The organism is Enterobacter mori LMG 25706, from assembly GCF_000211415.1.
Lineage (GTDB): Bacteria > Pseudomonadota > Gammaproteobacteria > Enterobacterales > Enterobacteriaceae > Enterobacter > Enterobacter mori.
In genome coordinates this window covers 779,718-796,619 of sequence record NZ_GL890776.1, presented here as the reverse complement: position 1 = coordinate 796,619, position 16,902 = coordinate 779,718, and the positions used below count along the sequence as shown (strand labels likewise).

18 protein-coding genes are annotated in these 16,902 nt (G+C 52.7%); 11 read left to right on the top strand and 7 right to left on the bottom strand.

The window, feature by feature from the left end:
* Positions 1-33 precede the first annotated feature (33 nt).
* Together cobO and ENTMO_RS0113580 are read right to left on the bottom strand one after the other, a co-directional pair.
* Entirely contained in the window at positions 34-624 is a 591-nt protein-coding gene (gene cobO, locus ENTMO_RS0113585; RefSeq protein ID WP_010431775.1) for a cob(I)yrinic acid a,c-diamide adenosyltransferase, read from the bottom strand.
* Complete coding sequence (locus tag ENTMO_RS0113580) at positions 621-1,382, bottom strand: YciK family oxidoreductase (RefSeq protein WP_010431774.1); 762 nt, start codon at positions 1,380-1,382, stop codon at positions 621-623. The genes cobO and ENTMO_RS0113580 overlap by 4 nt, the downstream gene beginning before the upstream one ends.
* A 252-nt stretch (positions 1,383-1,634) precedes the next feature.
* Here ENTMO_RS0113580 and sohB point away from each other — a divergent pair, with 252 nt between their 5' ends.
* The gene (sohB, locus tag ENTMO_RS0113575; protein WP_010431773.1) at positions 1,635-2,681 is read left to right on the top strand and encodes a protease SohB; all 1,047 of its coding nucleotides are present in this window, start codon (positions 1,635-1,637) and stop codon (positions 2,679-2,681) included.
* A gap of 34 nt (positions 2,682-2,715) precedes the next feature.
* Here the strand turns inward: sohB and ENTMO_RS0113570 are convergent, their stop codons facing one another.
* A complete protein-coding gene (locus ENTMO_RS0113570) occupies positions 2,716-2,967 on the bottom strand; it encodes a YciN family protein (RefSeq protein ID WP_010431772.1) in 252 nt (83 codons plus the stop codon).
* A gap of 399 nt (positions 2,968-3,366) precedes the next feature.
* On the opposite strand from ENTMO_RS0113570, the gene topA reads away from it, so the two are divergent.
* The 5 genes from topA to acnA all read left to right on the top strand — a co-directional run bounded on the left by topA (position 3,367) and on the right by acnA (position 10,856).
* The gene (gene topA, locus ENTMO_RS0113565; RefSeq protein ID WP_010431771.1) at positions 3,367-5,964 is read left to right on the top strand and encodes a type I DNA topoisomerase; all 2,598 of its coding nucleotides are present in this window, start codon (positions 3,367-3,369) and stop codon (positions 5,962-5,964) included.
* Between the two features lie 188 nt (positions 5,965-6,152).
* Complete coding sequence (cysB, locus tag ENTMO_RS0113560; protein ID WP_010431770.1) at positions 6,153-7,127, top strand: HTH-type transcriptional regulator CysB; 975 nt, start codon at positions 6,153-6,155, stop codon at positions 7,125-7,127.
* A gap of 337 nt (positions 7,128-7,464) precedes the next feature.
* Positions 7,465-7,605 carry a YmiA family putative membrane protein gene (locus tag ENTMO_RS24680; protein WP_218307473.1) on the top strand — a complete coding sequence of 47 codons (141 nt, stop codon included), beginning with the start codon at positions 7,465-7,467 and terminating at the stop codon, positions 7,603-7,605.
* A gap of 312 nt (positions 7,606-7,917) precedes the next feature.
* Positions 7,918-8,016 carry a small membrane protein YmiC gene (gene ymiC, locus ENTMO_RS26635; RefSeq protein WP_042713577.1) on the top strand — a complete coding sequence of 33 codons (99 nt, stop codon included), beginning with the start codon at positions 7,918-7,920 and terminating at the stop codon, positions 8,014-8,016.
* Between the two features lie 164 nt (positions 8,017-8,180).
* Positions 8,181-10,856 (top strand): aconitate hydratase AcnA, encoded by a 2,676-nt coding sequence (acnA, locus tag ENTMO_RS0113550; protein ID WP_010431764.1) that lies wholly within the window; start codon positions 8,181-8,183, stop codon positions 10,854-10,856.
* A gap of 36 nt (positions 10,857-10,892) precedes the next feature.
* Here the strand turns inward: acnA and ribA are convergent, their stop codons facing one another.
* Positions 10,893-11,483 carry a GTP cyclohydrolase II gene (gene ribA / locus ENTMO_RS0113545; RefSeq protein ID WP_010431761.1) on the bottom strand — a complete coding sequence of 197 codons (591 nt, stop codon included), beginning with the start codon at positions 11,481-11,483 and terminating at the stop codon, positions 10,893-10,895.
* A 197-nt stretch (positions 11,484-11,680) separates the two neighbouring features.
* On the opposite strand from ribA, the gene pgpB reads away from it, so the two are divergent.
* The 5 genes from pgpB (at position 11,681) to yciH (ending at position 15,331) form a co-directional block, all read left to right on the top strand.
* Positions 11,681-12,448 (top strand): phosphatidylglycerophosphatase B, encoded by a 768-nt coding sequence (gene pgpB, locus ENTMO_RS0113540; protein WP_029485098.1) that lies wholly within the window; start codon positions 11,681-11,683, stop codon positions 12,446-12,448.
* Between the two features lie 148 nt (positions 12,449-12,596).
* Positions 12,597-12,905, top strand: a complete 309-nt coding sequence (locus ENTMO_RS0113535) for a LapA family protein (RefSeq protein WP_010431755.1) — start codon at positions 12,597-12,599, stop codon at positions 12,903-12,905.
* A gap of 6 nt (positions 12,906-12,911) precedes the next feature.
* Positions 12,912-14,081, top strand: a complete 1,170-nt coding sequence (gene lapB / locus ENTMO_RS0113530) for a lipopolysaccharide assembly protein LapB (protein WP_010431752.1) — start codon at positions 12,912-12,914, stop codon at positions 14,079-14,081.
* A 186-nt stretch (positions 14,082-14,267) separates the two neighbouring features.
* Positions 14,268-15,005, top strand: coding sequence for an orotidine-5'-phosphate decarboxylase (gene pyrF / locus ENTMO_RS0113525; protein ID WP_010431744.1), 738 nt, complete (start codon positions 14,268-14,270; stop codon positions 15,003-15,005).
* Positions 15,005-15,331, top strand: a complete 327-nt coding sequence (yciH, locus tag ENTMO_RS0113520; RefSeq protein WP_010431741.1) for a stress response translation initiation inhibitor YciH — start codon at positions 15,005-15,007, stop codon at positions 15,329-15,331. The genes pyrF and yciH overlap by 1 nt, the downstream gene beginning before the upstream one ends.
* A 102-nt stretch (positions 15,332-15,433) precedes the next feature.
* Here yciH and osmB read toward each other — a convergent pair whose 3' ends face one another.
* From osmB to ENTMO_RS0113505, 3 genes are all read right to left on the bottom strand, one after another.
* Positions 15,434-15,652, bottom strand: a complete 219-nt coding sequence (gene osmB / locus ENTMO_RS0113515; RefSeq protein ID WP_010431738.1) for an osmotically-inducible lipoprotein OsmB — start codon at positions 15,650-15,652, stop codon at positions 15,434-15,436.
* A 264-nt stretch (positions 15,653-15,916) separates the two neighbouring features.
* Positions 15,917-16,669: a DNA-binding transcriptional regulator YciT gene (gene yciT / locus ENTMO_RS0113510; protein WP_010431736.1), complete on the bottom strand. Its 753-nt coding sequence runs from the start codon at positions 16,667-16,669 to the stop codon at positions 15,917-15,919.
* A gap of 42 nt (positions 16,670-16,711) precedes the next feature.
* Positions 16,712-16,894: a YciZ family protein gene (locus ENTMO_RS0113505; RefSeq protein WP_010431733.1), complete on the bottom strand. Its 183-nt coding sequence runs from the start codon at positions 16,892-16,894 to the stop codon at positions 16,712-16,714.
* Between the last annotated feature and the right edge of the window lie 8 nt (positions 16,895-16,902).

Below are 16,902 nucleotides of genomic sequence, written 5' to 3'. Positions count from 1 at the left end.
TAAAAGCCCGGTGAACGCACCGGGCTTTTTTCTTTAGTAATCAATCCCAATTTGCGCTTTGATACCTGCATCAAACGCATGCTTGACCGGACGCAGTTCGCTGACGGTATCTGCCAGCTCAATAATATCCCGATGACACCCGCGTCCCGTGATGATAACCGTCTGGTGCGCAGGGCGGTTCTTCAGTGCATCCAGCAGGGCGTTCAGCGGCAGATAGTCGTAGGCGACCATGTAGGTTATCTCATCCAGCAGAACCATATTCAGCGAGGGATCAGCCAGCATTCGCGTTGCATGCTCCCAGACGGCGAGGCATGCGGCTGTATCGGTTTCCCGGTTCTGCGTGTCCCAGGTAAATCCGGTGGCCATCACCTGAAATTCAACGCCGTGAGTCTCAAGTAAATTGCGCTCGCCATTGGGCCATTCGCCTTTGATAAACTGGATCACGCCCACTTTCTGCCCGTGTCCGACGGCACGCGTCGCCGTGCCAAACGCGGCGGTGGTTTTCCCTTTACCGTTGCCGGTAAATACGATGAGGATCCCACGCTCGTCCTGGGCTGCGGCAACGCGTGCATCAACCTGTTCTTTCAGACGCTGCTGGCGCTGCTGATGGCGTTCATCACTCATTGCGAAATCCCCGGTTTGCGGTTGGGTTGGGCATCAAAAGTCATCCCGGTTTTACGGCGACTGTCATCACCCATCAGCCAGAGATAGAGCGGCATAATGTCTGCCGGCGTTTTCAGCTTTTGCGGATCTTCCGTCGGGAAAGCGCTGGCGCGCATTTTTGTCCGCGTTCCGCCAGGGTTAATGCAGTTTACGCGCAGATGACGGTTTTGATACTCCTCCGCCAGCACCTGCATCATGCCTTCGGTCGCAAATTTCGAGACGGCATAAGCCCCCCAGTTGGCGCGTCCCTCACGGCCTACGCTGGAAGAGGTGAAGACCAGCGAACCAGACTCAGAATTGAGCAATAAAGGAAGCAAAGCCTGGGTGAGGAAAAAGGTTCCATTAATGTTTACCTGCATTACCTGCTGCCAAATCTCAGGATCTTGTTCATCCATTGGGCGTACTTCGCCCAATAAGCCTGCGTTGTGCAACACGCCGTCCAGACGGGGATAATGAGTGCTGATACGCTGGGCAAGTTCCTGACAGCTAGTGGGCGTGCAGGTAAGTAAATCGAGGGTGTACCAGGACGCAGCGATGCCGCCAGCAGATTCAATCTCCTGAGCGACTCTCCTGAGTTTTTCTTCATTACGACCCGTCAGGATGACGCTGGCACCATATTCAGCGTACGTCAGGGCGGCTTCACGACCAATGCCGTCGCTGGCACCAGTGACAAGTATGATCCGGTTCTGGAGCAGATTTTTTTGCGGTTGATAATGCACGGTGACTCCTCTGGCGCACTGGAGCTTGATGGCGCCTTCTTTTATGACTTTTCGGCTTTATGCCCGAATTAGCCTAATAATTCAATCAGTCTACAGGACGGATTACTGTAAAATTAACAATTTGCAAATATTTAAACTCCAGACCGGGGATTCCTGAAGGCGGCTCGCAGAGGTAATGTCACGAGCGAGACGCATGGGCAGGGCTGTTGTACACTGCCGTGAAAGATTCGTGGTTAAATCAAGGTGGAACGCGTGGAATTACTTTCTCAATATGGGTTGTTTTTGGCCAAAATCGCGACGGTGGTGATTGCCATTGCGGTGGTTGCCGTTCTGATCGTCAACCTGACGCAGCGCAAGCGTCAGCGTGGGGAGTTACGCATCACTCGCCTGAGCGAGCAGTATAAAGAAATGCAGGAAGAGATGTCTCTGGCGCTGCTTGATAGCCATCAACAGAAACTCTGGCTTAAAGCGCAGAGGAAAAAGCATAAACAGGAAGCCAAAGCGGCTAAGGCAAAAGCGAAGCTTGCCGCGCCGCAGGATGAGGCAAAACCTCGCGTCTATGTGCTCGATTTTAAAGGCAGCATGGATGCGCATGAAGTCTCCTCCCTGCGCGAAGAAGTGACGGCAGTATTAGCGGTAGCGAAACCACAGGATCAGGTGGTGGTCCGTCTTGAGAGTCCTGGCGGGGTGGTCCACGGTTACGGACTGGCGGCTTCGCAGCTGCAGCGCCTGCGTGAAAAACAGATCCCGCTGACCGTAGCCGTGGACAAAGTGGCCGCAAGCGGGGGATATATGATGGCCTGCGTGGCGGACAAAATTGTCGCGGCGCCGTTCTCTATCATTGGCTCAATTGGCGTGGTCGCGCAGATCCCGAACTTTAACCGCTTCCTGAAAAATAAAGAGATTGATATCGAACTTCACACCGCGGGGCAGTATAAACGTACCCTGACGCTGCTGGGAGAGAACACGGAAGAAGGGCGTCAAAAATTCCGCGAAGACCTGAACGAAACCCACCACTTGTTTAAAGATTTTGTGCACCGTATGCGCCCCTCGCTTGATATCGAACATGTCGCAACCGGTGAACACTGGTATGGCACGCAGGCCCAGGATAAAGGGCTGGTGGACGAGGTGGGGACCAGTGACGATCTGCTCCTGAACCTGATGGAAGGGCGCGAACTGGTTGGCGTGCGCTTCACACAGCGTAAGCGTCTGCTGGACCGCTTTACCAATAGTGCCGCAGAAAGTGCAGATCGCTTGCTGCTACGCTGGCTACAGCGCGGTCAAAAACCGCTGCTGTAAACAAAAACGCGAGGCAGTTGCCTCGCGTTTTGCATTAATCGATCAGGTGATATTTCTCTGAGAGCGTATGCGCCAGGTATTTAAACATGTTGAATACCGCGGTGCTTTTCGGGGTGGGTAAACCCTGTTCATCAAGGAAATATTCACCGCTGAAAACAAGCACGCCGTTACGCTGTTCCACGCCAGTGGCCTCAATGCCCGCCAGGGTGTCTTCATGATCGCGAATGAGTTTATTTGCTTCAATAAGCAGAGACGCTCGGTCAATAGGTTGGGTCGTACTGTGCATAATCCACTCCTTAAACAATGACAGTAGTTTACGCCCGGGGCGCGTTGGGGGCAAATTTTCCCTGTAATCTGAGAGGGTAAGGTGAAGGGGTCTGGCTGGCATGATTTGCTTTTGCATGCTAATAAAGTTGCGTAACGAATTTTATCAGGTACAGTGTGCGCTTTCGTCATTCTGGCAACAGAATTGCTTGACATTCGACCGGGAATTCGTCACGAATTATATTAAGTGCGAGAAAAATACCCGATAAGTCAATAACCTGGATGTTATCTTTCTGACGTCCGGTAAGACAAAGGGGTTGATATCCCCTGGCGCAGTCGCAATATCAATGGCTCGTCGTCAGCGGAAGGGAAATCAACGTGCGGCGTATTCCTGGAAGAATTAAATTAGGTAAAGGTGAATATGGGTAAAGCTCTCGTCATCGTTGAGTCCCCGGCAAAAGCCAAAACGATCAATAAGTATCTGGGTAATGACTACGTGGTTAAGTCCAGCGTCGGTCATATCCGCGATTTGCCGACCAGTGGCTCAGCCAGCAAAAAGAGCGCAGACTCTACCTCCACCAAAGGGGCTAAAAAGCCTAAAAAGGATGAACGTAGCGCGCTTGTCAACCGCATGGGTGTTAACCCATGGCATAACTGGGATGCACAATATGAAGTGCTGCCAGGTAAAGAAAAAGTCGTTAACGAGCTGAAGCAGCTTGCTGAAAAAGCAGACCACATCTATCTCGCAACCGACCTTGACCGCGAAGGGGAAGCCATTGCCTGGCACCTGCGGGAAGTGATCGGGGGTGACGACAAACGCTACAGCCGTGTAGTGTTTAACGAAATTACTAAGAATGCGATTCGTCAGGCGTTTGAGAAGCCGGGCGAACTGAACATTGACCGTGTAAACGCGCAGCAGGCACGTCGCTTTATGGACCGTGTCGTGGGCTACATGGTTTCGCCACTGCTGTGGAAAAAGGTTGCGCGTGGTCTGTCCGCCGGTCGTGTGCAGTCCGTAGCCGTACGTCTTGTCGTCGAGCGCGAACGCGAAATTAAAGCCTTCGTCCCGGAAGAGTTCTGGGAAGTTGACGCCAATGTGACTACGCCGGGCGGTGACGCTCTGCCGCTGCAGGTCAGTCATCACAACGACAAACCTTTCCGTCCTGAGAACCGTGACCAGACTATGGCTGCGGTGGCGCTGCTGGAAAAAGCACGTTATCAGGTGCTGGATCGCGAAGATAAACCGACCAGCAGCAAGCCTGGTGCGCCGTTTATCACCTCAACGCTGCAGCAGGCGGCGAGCACGCGTCTGGGTTACGGCGTGAAGAAAACCATGATGATGGCGCAGCGCTTGTATGAAGCGGGTTACATCACTTACATGCGTACTGACTCCACCAACCTGAGCCAGGACGCTGTTAATATGGTCCGCGGCTATATCAGTGACAATTTCGGCATAAAATACCTGCCGGAAAGTGCGAATCAGTACGCCAGCAAAGAGAATTCCCAGGAAGCGCACGAAGCAATTCGTCCTTCTGACGTCTCCGTCCTCGCGGAATCGTTAAAAGATATGGAAGCGGATGCGCAGAAGCTGTATCAGCTGATCTGGCGCCAGTTTGTCGCCTGTCAGATGACGCCTGCGAAATACGACTCCACAACGCTGACCGTCGGCGCGGGTGATTTCCGCCTGAAGGCGCGCGGTCGTATTCTGCGCTTCGATGGCTGGACCAAAGTGATGCCTGCGCTGCGTAAAGGCGATGAAGACAGAACGCTGCCTGCGGTTAATAAAGGTGACGAGTTGTCGCTTGTCGATCTGGTTCCGGCGCAGCACTTCACCAAGCCGCCTGCACGCTTCAGTGAGGCCTCGCTGGTTAAAGAGCTGGAAAAACGCGGGATCGGTCGTCCGTCGACCTATGCGTCGATCATTTCGACCATTCAGGATCGTGGCTACGTCCGTGTTGAAAACCGTCGCTTCTACGCTGAAAAAATGGGTGAGATTGTCACCGACCGTCTGGAAGCCAACTTCCGCGAGTTGATGAACTACGACTTCACCGCGCAGATGGAAGACAGCCTCGATGAGGTTGCCAGCCACAAGGCGGAGTGGAAGAAGGTTCTCGACAGCTTCTTCAGCGACTTTACCGACCAGCTTGAGAAAGCCGAGAAAGACCCTGAAGAGGGCGGCATGCTGCCTAACCAGATGGTCCTGACCAGCATTGACTGTCCAACCTGTGGCCGCAAGATGGGTATCCGTACCGCAACCACGGGTGTGTTCCTGGGCTGCTCCGGTTACGCGCTGTCGCCGAAAGAGCGCTGCAAAACCACTATCAACCTGGTACCTGAGAGCGAAGTGCTCAACGTGCTGGAAGGTGACGATGCAGAAACCAACGCCCTGCGCGCCAAGCGTCGCTGTCAGAAATGCGGCACAGCGATGGACAGCTACCTGATCGATCCTAAACGTAAACTGCACGTCTGCGGTAATAACCCGACCTGCGACGGATATGAGATCGAAGAAGGTGAGTTCCGCATTAAGGGCTATGACGGCCCGATCGTTGAGTGCGAGAAGTGCGGTTCTGAAATGCACCTGAAAATGGGGCGCTTCGGTAAGTACATGGCGTGCACTAACGACGACTGTAAAAACACGCGTAAAATTCTGCGTAACGGTGAAGTGGCTCCTCCGAAGGAAGATCCGGTTCCGCTACCAGAGCTGCCGTGTGAGAAGTCAGATGCTTACTTTGTGCTGCGTGACGGTGCTGCCGGCGTGTTCCTGGCGGCCAACACCTTCCCGAAATCACGTGAAACGCGTGCGCCGCTGGTGGAAGAGCTGTATCGCTTCCGCGATCGCCTGCCGGAAAAACTGCGCTATCTGGCCGACGCGCCACAGCAGGATCCAGAAGGCAACAAGACCGTAGTGCGTTTTAGCCGTAAAACGAAGCAGCAGTACGTGGCTGCGGAGAAAGAGGGTAAAGCGACCGGCTGGTCGGCGTTCTTTGTTGACGGCAAGTGGGTTGAAGGCAAGAAATAATCTTCACTTACCGTAACTTACCTGTGAAAGGGCCGGATTTCCGGCCCTTTTTTATTACGTTGTTATTATTTTTTGTTACGTACTATACAGTCAGGCTATAAATGATATAGTGGTTATAGTTAACCCTTTTCTTATTATCAAATCGTCTTAAGCGATTGACCCGCGTGCGCTAAATCGGATGGTCTGGCATGAAATTACAGCAGCTTCGTTATATTGTTGAGGTGGTGAATCACAACCTTAATGTCTCTTCTACCGCTGAGGGGCTTTATACCTCGCAGCCAGGCATCAGCAAACAGGTTCGCATGCTGGAGGATGAGTTAGGCATCCAGATTTTCGCCCGTAGCGGTAAGCACCTCACACAGGTGACGCCAGCCGGGCAGGAAATTATTCGGATTGCGCGGGAAGTGCTTTCCAAAGTCGATGCGATTAAATCTGTGGCGGGGGAGCATACCTGGCCAGACAAAGGCTCGCTCTACATCGCAACCACCCACACGCAGGCGCGTTATGCGCTGCCAGGCGTCATTAAAGGCTTTATCGAGCGTTATCCCCGCGTCTCTTTGCATATGCACCAGGGCTCTCCGACGCAAATTGCTGAAGCGGTCTCCAAGGGCAATGCGGACTTTGCCATCGCGACGGAAGCTCTTCATCTTTATGACGATCTGGTGATGTTGCCGTGCTACCACTGGAACCGCTCCATTGTCGTGACGCCCGACCACCCGCTGGCGGGGAAAGGTTCGGTGACGATCGAAGAGCTGGCGCAATATCCGCTCGTGACATACACGTTCGGCTTTACCGGGCGTTCTGAGCTTGATACGGCATTCAACCGCGCGGGCTTAACGCCGCGAATCGTCTTTACCGCAACCGACGCCGATGTGATTAAAACCTATGTACGTCTGGGACTGGGGGTAGGGGTGATTGCCAGTATGGCGGTTGACCCGGTTTCCGACCCGGATCTGGTACGCCTTGATGCGCATGATGTCTTCAGCCATAGCACGACCAAGATTGGCTTCCGCCGCAGTACTTTCCTGCGCAGCTATATGTATGATTTTATTCAACGCTTCGCCCCGCATTTAACCCGCGACGTGGTTGATACCGCCGTTGCTTTGCGCTCAAACGAAGATATCGAAGAGATGTTTAAAGACATCAAACTTCCTGCCAAATAATCACTCCCGGTATCTTTCCCCTGCGGAGAGATACCGAAATAACCTCTCAAACCTAAATCAGAATTATCATCATCTGCACTTTAGTGCCATATAATGTCAGTATCCATTAAGACTGTGTGGTTTTAATGTCGCGAATTGGCGACAAAAGTAGAAAGTATTTTACGCCTTCGCAAATATTTCTTTTCAATTATTTATTTCTGGTCAAAAGATTGAATATTCGCGGGAAGAGATACGTAAATTCACTGGCTTTTCGGCTAAAGTTTCTTTAGGATTTATCTCATCAGATGATTAATTGTACCAATTGTTTGGTCCTAAAATGATAAGCGATGTCGATTGTATGAGGTTAGCAATGCCTTCAGGAAGTGAAGAACCGCAAAGGGATCCTGCGCTCAAGCGTAAAGCCTGGCTGGCGGTCTTTCTCGTCTCTACCCTGTTTTGGGTGGTGGTTGCTCTCCTGGCCTGGAGATATTGGGGTTGAATATGGCAGTGACGGTACGTTCTGAAACGCTAAAACCAATGTGTCAACACCGTGACAACGGGCACAAAGCTCGCAAAGCACCTGCGACTACCGTACCTGCGTCCTGGAAGCTGACAGCACAGCAGCAAGCATTTATTGATGTGTTCGCGGAAGACGAACCCAAAAAACAATAATTTAGTTTTTTTGCGTAATGATGCAAATAGTCTGAATAAAGACTCTGTGCTTTTGTACTCTTTAATAAATACACATCAGCAATATAGACCTGAGGGCTGACCTCGGAATCTTTAATAATTAAAGCCTGGTGCCCCTATGATGAATAACATGACAACTCTCAAATACTGGTCATGGATCGGCGTTTTTTCCGTGTCGATTCTCTTCTGGTGTCAGCTTATCTGGCTGGCTATCCACTAAATGCTAAAACCTCGCTGCGGCGGGGTTTTTTGTTTTTATGCTTCACCAGAACCTTCCTGGATTTATCAATTTGGGTTGTTATCAAAACGTTACGACATCTTTGTGTTATCTTTAATTACGGCCCTGATGATTGTCAGGGTTTCCCTGTGATTAAGGAGGAGCTTATGTCGTTAACCCTACGCGAAGCCAGTAAGGATACGTTGCAGGCAGAAAATAAAACCTGGCATTACTATAGCTTGCCGCTGGCAGCCAACACGCTTGGAGACATTTCGCGGTTACCCAAGTCGTTGAAAGTTTTACTGGAAAACCTCCTGCGCTGGCAGGATGAAGATTCTGTCACCGCCGAGGACATTCACGCTCTGGCAGGATGGCTCAAGGATGCCCATGCTGACAGAGAAATAGCCTATCGCCCGGCAAGGGTCCTGATGCAGGATTTCACCGGCGTACCTGCCGTCGTTGATTTAGCCGCCATGCGTGAAGCGGTAAAACGTCTGGGTGGCGATACGGCAAAAGTGAATCCACTTTCCCCCGTCGATCTGGTTATTGACCACTCGGTGACCGTTGACCATTTTGGCGATGATGATGCGTTTGGTGAGAACGTGCGTCTGGAGATGGAGCGTAATCATGAACGCTATGTTTTCCTGAAGTGGGGACAGCAGGCTTTCAGCCGCTTCAGCGTTGTTCCACCGGGCACCGGCATCTGTCACCAGGTGAATCTCGAATATCTTGGCAAAGCCGTCTGGAGCGAATTACAGGATAAGGAATGGGTCGCTTACCCGGATACGCTGGTTGGTACGGATTCCCATACCACCATGATCAACGGCCTGGGCGTTTTGGGCTGGGGTGTCGGCGGCATCGAAGCGGAAGCGGCGATGCTTGGGCAACCTGTCTCCATGCTCATTCCTGATGTCGTCGGTTTCAAACTAACAGGTAAGCTCTCAGAAGGGATTACCGCCACGGACCTGGTGTTGACGGTTACCCAGATGCTGCGTAAGCATGGCGTGGTTGGCAAGTTTGTTGAATTCTACGGCGACGGACTTGATTCATTGCCGCTGGCGGATCGCGCCACTATCGCCAATATGGCGCCGGAATATGGCGCAACCTGCGGCTTTTTCCCAATCGATAATGTCACGCTGGAATATATGCGTCTGAGTGGTCGCAGCGAAGAACAGGTGGCGCTGGTCGAGGCCTACACCAAAGCGCAGGGCATGTGGCGCAATCCCGGGGATGAACCGGTCTTTACCAGCACGCTGGCGCTGGATATGGGCGCGGTTGAAGCGAGTCTGGCGGGGCCAAAACGGCCTCAGGATCGCGTTGCCCTGAACGATGTGCCAAAGGCGTTTGCGGCCAGCAATGAGCTGGAAGTGAATACGGCACAAAAGGATCACCGTCCGGTCGACTATGTCATGAACGGGCATCAGTATCAGCTCCCTGATGGTGCTGTGGTCATCGCCGCAATTACATCCTGCACCAATACCTCCAACCCAAGCGTACTGATGGCCGCCGGGCTGCTGGCGAAAAAAGCGGTGGAGCTGGGCCTCAAGCCTCAGCCATGGGTGAAAGCCTCTCTCGCGCCGGGCTCCAAAGTGGTTTCCGATTATCTTGCGCAGGCCAGGTTGACCCCGTATCTGGATGAACTGGGTTTTAACCTGGTTGGCTATGGCTGTACCACCTGTATCGGTAACTCCGGTCCGCTACCGGAACCGATTGAAGTGGCTATCAAGCAGGGCGATTTGACCGTTGGCGCAGTGCTTTCGGGCAACCGAAACTTTGAAGGTCGTATTCATCCGCTGGTCAAAACCAACTGGCTGGCGTCACCGCCGCTGGTCGTGGCTTACGCGCTGGCCGGGAATATGAACATCAACCTGGTTACCGATCCGATTGGTCACGATCGCAGGAACGAGCCGGTCTATCTGAAAGATATCTGGCCGTCGTCGCGAGAAATTGCCCGTGCGGTAGAAAAAGTGTCGACCGAAATGTTCCGCAAAGAGTATGCGGAGGTGTTTGAAGGCACGCCGGAATGGAAAGCCATCAACATCGTCGGCTCGGATACCTATGACTGGCAGGATGATTCAACCTATATCCGCCTGTCGCCATTCTTCGATGAAATGCTGGCTGAGCCTGCGCCGCTTCAGGATATCCACGGCGCGCGCATTCTCGCGATGCTGGGGGATTCTGTCACCACGGACCATATCTCACCGGCGGGAAGCATCAAAGCCGATAGCCCGGCTGGACGCTATCTGCAAAGCCGGGGTGTAGAACGCCGTGATTTTAACTCCTATGGTTCTCGCCGGGGCAACCATGAAGTGATGATGCGCGGGACGTTTGCCAACATTCGTATCCGTAATGAAATGGTGCCGGGTGTGGAAGGCGGCATGACGCGTCATCTGCCGGGAACGGAGGTCGTTTCCATTTATGATGCGGCCGTCAAATACCAGCAGGAAGGCACGCCGCTGGCGGTCATTGCCGGGAAGGAGTACGGATCTGGCTCAAGCCGCGACTGGGCAGCAAAAGGGCCGCGCCTGCTCGGGGTTCGGGTGGTCATCGCCGAATCGTTCGAACGTATTCACCGCTCGAATCTGATCGGGATGGGGATCCTGCCACTCGAATTTCCACAGGGCGTCACCCGTAAAACGCTGGGCCTGACCGGGGAGGAGCAGATTGACATTAGCGGTCTGCAAAATCTGCAGCCGGGTAAAACGGTTCCCGTGAAGTTAACGCGGGCAGATGGGAAGATTGAGGTGCTGGAATGCCGTTGCCGCATCGATACGGCAACAGAGCTGACCTATTACCAGAACGACGGCATTTTGCACTATGTGATCCGTAAGATGCTGGATTGAAAGAAAACGCCCGGCTTTACGGCCGGGCTTTCAGGATTACTCGCTGAGCAGATGGCCCATTTTCGCGGCTTTGGTGTCGAGGTAGTGCGCGTTTTTCGGGTTACGTCCTACAATCAGCGGCACGCGTTCGACGATGTTGATCCCCGCCTCGGTCAGAATTTCGACCTTTTTAGGGTTATTGGTCAACAGACGCACTTCATCCACGCCCAGCAGCTTGAACATATCTGCACACAGGGTGAAATCGCGTTCGTCAGCGGCAAAGCCCAGCTGGTGGTTGGCTTCTACCGTGTCGTAACCCTGGTCCTGTAGCGCATAAGCGCGGATTTTATTCAGCAGACCAATATTACGCCCCTCCTGACGGTGATACAGCAGCACGCCACGGCCTTCTTCCGCAATGTGCGAGAGGGCGGCTTCGAGCTGGAAACCGCAGTCACAGCGCAAGCTGAACAGCGCATCGCCGGTCAAACACTCTGAATGTACGCGGGACAGCACCGGCGTCTGCCCTGCAATGTCGCCATAGACCAGCGCGACGTGATCTTGTCCGGTTGCCAGTTCTTCAAAACCCACCATCAGGAAATCGCCCCATGGGGTTGGCAGTTTGGCTTCTGCCACACGTTTAAGCTGCATGTGATTCTCCAGAATCGGCTGACACGTTTCGTGCCGTCTGCCTGTTTGGCTTTCTCTATCTGTTCATTTTGCCACAAGCTCCTCAAGTTCGCCTAATCACCACCATGCTATACGCGCGTTAAACGCACGATCCGACATATCCACCACATCGATGAATTTCAGTTATGATTGTGGTGCTTAGCATAAAAGGAGAAGACATGCTTTCAATCGCCAGACGAACGGCAGCGGGTGCGGCCGTACTACTTGTGATGCCTTTGGTTGTATGGTGCTCCGGCTGGATGTGGCAGCCGGGCCAAAACGCCATGTGGCTGAAAACGTTATACTGGATCACGGAAACGGTGACACAGCCGTGGGGGATCATCACGCATGTTCTTCTCTGCGCCTGGTTCCTGTGGTGCCTGCGTTTTCGTCTTCGCGCAGCGCTGGTGTTATTTGCTATCCTCGGCGGGGCCATTCTGGTGGGGCAGGGCGTAAAATCCTGGGTTAAAGATCGTGTACAGGAGCCGCGTCCTTTCGTCATCTGGATGGAAAAAACGCACCATGTGCCAGTAGATGAGTTCTACACTTTAAAACGTAAAGATCGCGGTGCGCTGGTAAAAGAGCAGCTTGCAGAACAAGAGGATATTCCGGCATTTTTGCGTAAACACTGGCAAAAAGAGACCGGTTTCGCGTTTCCTTCCGGGCACACGATGTTTGCCGCAAGCTGGGCGTTACTCGGCGTCGGGTTATTGTGGCCGCGGCGCCGGACGGTCACTATTGCGATTCTGTTAGTCTGGGCAACCGGCGTGATGGGGAGCCGTTTACTGCTGGGGATGCACTGGCCGCGTGATTTAGTCGTGGCCACGCTGATTTCCTGGCTGCTGGTAACGTTAGCCACCTGGCTTGCCGAACGATTCTGTGGGCCGCTGACGCCGCCACCGGAAGAGAAGGAAGAAATCGCCGAGCGCGAGCAAAGCGGTGTCTGAAGGTTGATTTTCCGTATTTTGCCCATAAATCCATGACGGGCGCGCAACTTTTTCCGTTTCGCCCCCGTCACTAAAATGGTAGTTTATAAGGCTGATTGCGGTGAGTTGAACAGACTTTATTCGCTTGAACCACATAACGGGAAGTCATGTGAAATATTTACTCATTTTCTTACTGGTGTTGGCGATTTTTGTTATTTCCGTCACCTTAGGTGCGCAAAACGATCAGCAGGTGACCTTTAACTATCTGCTTGCACAGGGCGAGTACCGGGTATCGAGCCTGCTCGCGGTCCTTTTCGCCGCCGGTTTTATCATCGGCTGGCTGGTGTGTGGTCTCTTCTGGCTTAAAGTTCGTGTTTCGCTTGTGCGCGCTGAACGTAAAATCAAACGCCTTGAACATCAAATTGCGCCCGCGACTGACATTCCGGAGAGTTCTGGTGTGCCGGTAGCCAAGGAATAATCGAATATGCTGGAGTTGTTGTTTCTGCTTTTGCCTGTAGCCGCAGCCTATGGCTGGTATATGGGCCGCAGAAGTGCGCAACAAACAAAACAGGATGAGGCCAACCGACTCTCCCGCGACTATGTAGCGGGGGTGAACTTCCTCCTGAGCAATCAACAGGATAAAGCGGTTGATCTGTTCCTTGATATGTTGAAAGAGGATACGGGCACCGTAGAAGCGCATCTCACCCTGGGCAACCTGTTCCGCTCGCGCGGTGAGGTTGATCGCGCTATTCGTATTCACCAGACGCTGATGGAAAGCGCGTCGTTAACCTACGATCAACGCTTGCTGGCCGTTCAACAGCTGGGACGTGATTACATGGCGGCGGGGCTGTACGACCGTGCCGAAGATATGTTCACCCAATTGGTTGATGAGACCGACTTCCGTATCAGTGCGCTCCAGCAGTTACTGCAGATTTACCAGGCGACCAGCGAATGGCAAAAAGCCATAGATACAGCCGAACGTCTGGTGAAGCTTGGCAAAGATAAGCAACGCGTAGAAATTGCTCACTTCTATTGCGAACTGGCGCTTCAGCAAATGGGCAACGACGACATGGATAAAGCCATGGCACTGCTGAAGAAAGGCGCCGCTGCGGATCGCAACAGCGCACGAATCTCCATCATGATGGGGCGCGTCTTTATGGCGAATGGCGACTACGCCAAAGCCGTTGAAAGCCTGTTGCGGGTTATCGACCAGGATAAAGAGTTGGTCAGTGAAACGCTGGAAATGCTGCAAACCTGCTATCAACAGCTCGACAAGCAGGATGAGTGGGTAGCATTCCTGCGTCGTTGCGTGGAAGAAAATACTGGCGCCACCGCTGAACTGATGCTCTCAGACGTTGTTGAGCAGTATGAGGGAAGCGACACCGCGCAGGTTTATATTACGCGTCAGCTGCAGCGTCATCCGACCATGCGGGTGTTCCATAAGCTGATGGATTACCACCTGAACGACGCAGAAGAAGGGCGTGCCAAAGAGAGCCTGAGGGTGCTGCGCGATATGGTCGGCGAGCAGGTACGCAGTAAGCCGCGCTACCGCTGCCAGAAGTGCGGTTTTACTGCCTATACGCTGTACTGGCACTGTCCTTCGTGCCGCGCCTGGTCAACCATCAAGCCGATTCGTGGTCTTGACGGGCAGTAATTTTTTAAAACGCCTCATTTTAGTTACAACATACTGTTGGGTTTTTGTCACTGAGTCAGCACCGTGCAATTTTTCGGTCAGGCAGGAAAGGAAATCGATTCTGTCAATGTCCACCGCTGGCAGGTAGAATGCTGGCCGTTTATCTGTTCCGCGCCGCTGCGCGCCCATAGACGAAAAGGGCTGGTCATGACGTCTGTTACTTCCTCCGCTTCCCGCGTAATTACTGATTCTCCTGTTGTTGTTGCGCTTGATTATAATAACCGCGACACCGCGCTGGCCTTTGTTGATGGTATCGATCCGCGAGATTGCCGTCTGAAAGTTGGCAAAGAGATGTTTACGCTGTTTGGTCCGCAAATTGTCCGCGGTCTTCAGCAGCGTGGGTTTGACGTTTTCCTGGACCTGAAATTCCATGATATTCCCAACACCACTGCGCATGCCGTCGCTGCAGCAGCCGAGCTTGGTGTGTGGATGGTCAACGTCCATGCATCGGGTGGGGCGCGTATGATGACCGCCGCGCGCGAGGCGCTGGTGCCCTTCGGCAAAGATGCACCGCTCCTGATTGCGGTCACCGTGCTGACCAGCATGGATGAATCTGACCTGCGCGATCTTGGCGTGACGTTGTCACCTGCTGAGCAAGCTGAACGTCTGGCTCGTCTGACGCAAAACTGTGGTCTCGATGGGGTAGTCTGTTCAGCCCAGGAGGCGGTGCGCTTCAAATCCGAACTGGGCCAACAATTTAAGCTTATCACGCCGGGTATTCGTCCCGCGGGCAGTGAGGTTGGCGATCAGCGCCGCATTATGACGCCAGAGCAAGCGTTGGCTGCAGGTGTAGATTATATGGTGATCGGCCGTCCCGTTACGCAATCTGCGGATCCGGCGCAGACGCTAAAAGCGATCAACGCGTCATTGAAAAAGGGTGCCTGATGAGCGATTCCAACAGCCGCCTGGTCTACTCCACCGGCACCGGGCGTATCGATGAGCCAAAAGAGAAAGCTGAACGTCCTAAAGGTGATGGCATCGTGCGCATCCAGCGTCAGACCAGTGGTCGCAAGGGCAAGGGAGTGTGCCTGATTACCGGTATCGATCTGGATGATGCGGAGCTGGCTAAACTGGCCGCAGAATTAAAAAAGAAATGCGGCTGCGGCGGTGCCGTGAAAGATGGCGTGATCGAAATTCAGGGCGACAAACGCGATTTAATTAAAACGCTGCTCGAAGCCAAAGGAATGAAAGTTAAACTGGCGGGTGGCTAAATTAAAAGAGCCACGGCGTTAACCGTGGCTCTTTATACGTGTGTAAGTCAGACCTGAAAAATACTGAATATATTATTAGACCGGTGAGAGCCGTTATGGTGATTATTTGCCCACCTGGTGACCGATAATGCCGCCGACAGCAGCACCACCTAATGTACCCAGCGTACTACCATCCGTTAATACCGCACCACCAAGAGCACCGGCACCCGCACCAATCGCGGTGTTACGGTCACGTTTAGACCAGTTAGAGCAGGCGCTCAGGGACATAGCTACTGTAATTGCCAGAACAGCGGCAGCGATTTTTTTGCTGGTAAAGGTCATAATACTTTCTCCTGAATTATCGATTCACGGAAAGAAGTGCACTTTAAGTATAGACAATAGTCATACTTAAATTCTGTTTTCCATGAAAGCTAGTCGCGCAGGTGTTACGTAATCACGCAAGTGATAGTCACTTCCTGTTATATCGCTAATAATAATTTTACCTCTTTAGCCCAGGTTAAACAGGTAAAAACTCTTAAAGCAGGCTTCGGAATCATCTCAGAGAGAGGGAGAGATTTGCGCCCGTTATTCAGGCGCAGAGGAGAGTCAGGCAGGTTTTCTCACAATATCGACGGTCAGGCCGTCATGCTCAAGCTGCTGGCGATGTTCATCACTCAGTCGTTCATCGGTGATCACGCGGCTAAATCGGTTTATCGGGCCCATCATATAAGGATGTACGGAACCGAATTTAGAACTGTCGGTAAGGACAATTGCTTCACACTCTTTTTCCAGCACGGCATTTACTACGTCAGAACGCATCATATCCCGGCCGGTGAACCCGGTGTCAGGTTGCCAGCCATCAATACCAATGAACGCTTTGCTGAAATGAACCTGCTGGACATACTGGCGAGTGAGTGGTCCCACCATGCTTTCACTTTTCTTCTGGTAAATACCGCCCAGCAGAATGACCTCACAGCGCGTCTCTTTCAGCAGATGCGCAATATAGCTGCTGACGGTAATAATGGTTACGTCTTTTTGATCGGCCAGTGTGCGTGCCAGAAGGGCATTACTGCTGCCATTCTCAATAAAGACCGTTTCACCATTGTTCACTAAGGACGCAGCAAATTCTGCCAGTTCTCGTTTGAGGGCATAATTGTTCATCATGCGGGTTTCAACGTCTTCACTGTCCAGTGGGACGGCATAACCATGCGCGCGACGCAGGTAGCTCTGTTTTTCCAGAAGGTTAAGATCCTGACGGATTGTGACTTCAGAAACGCCGGTCGTTTTAGCGAGATCGACCACGCTTACGCGCCCCTGATCGATGACCATCTGCAAAATGATTTGTTGTCGGGAATTCATAGCATCCATTTAAAAAGCAAAACGAGGTCGGAAACGGTGGAGTCAAACTTCCCACGGGGCTTTTGGCTGGGCGCTTTCTGGCGCAGAATCGGAATCTTTGTGAGCCAGTAACTCTGATTTAAGGATCTCAAGATTACGGATCGCAGAGTGATAATCACCTGCAACCAGGATATCCAGCACCGTATCAATACGTCGTGCCACAGCCAGTGCATCAATGTCAGACATAATCTCAC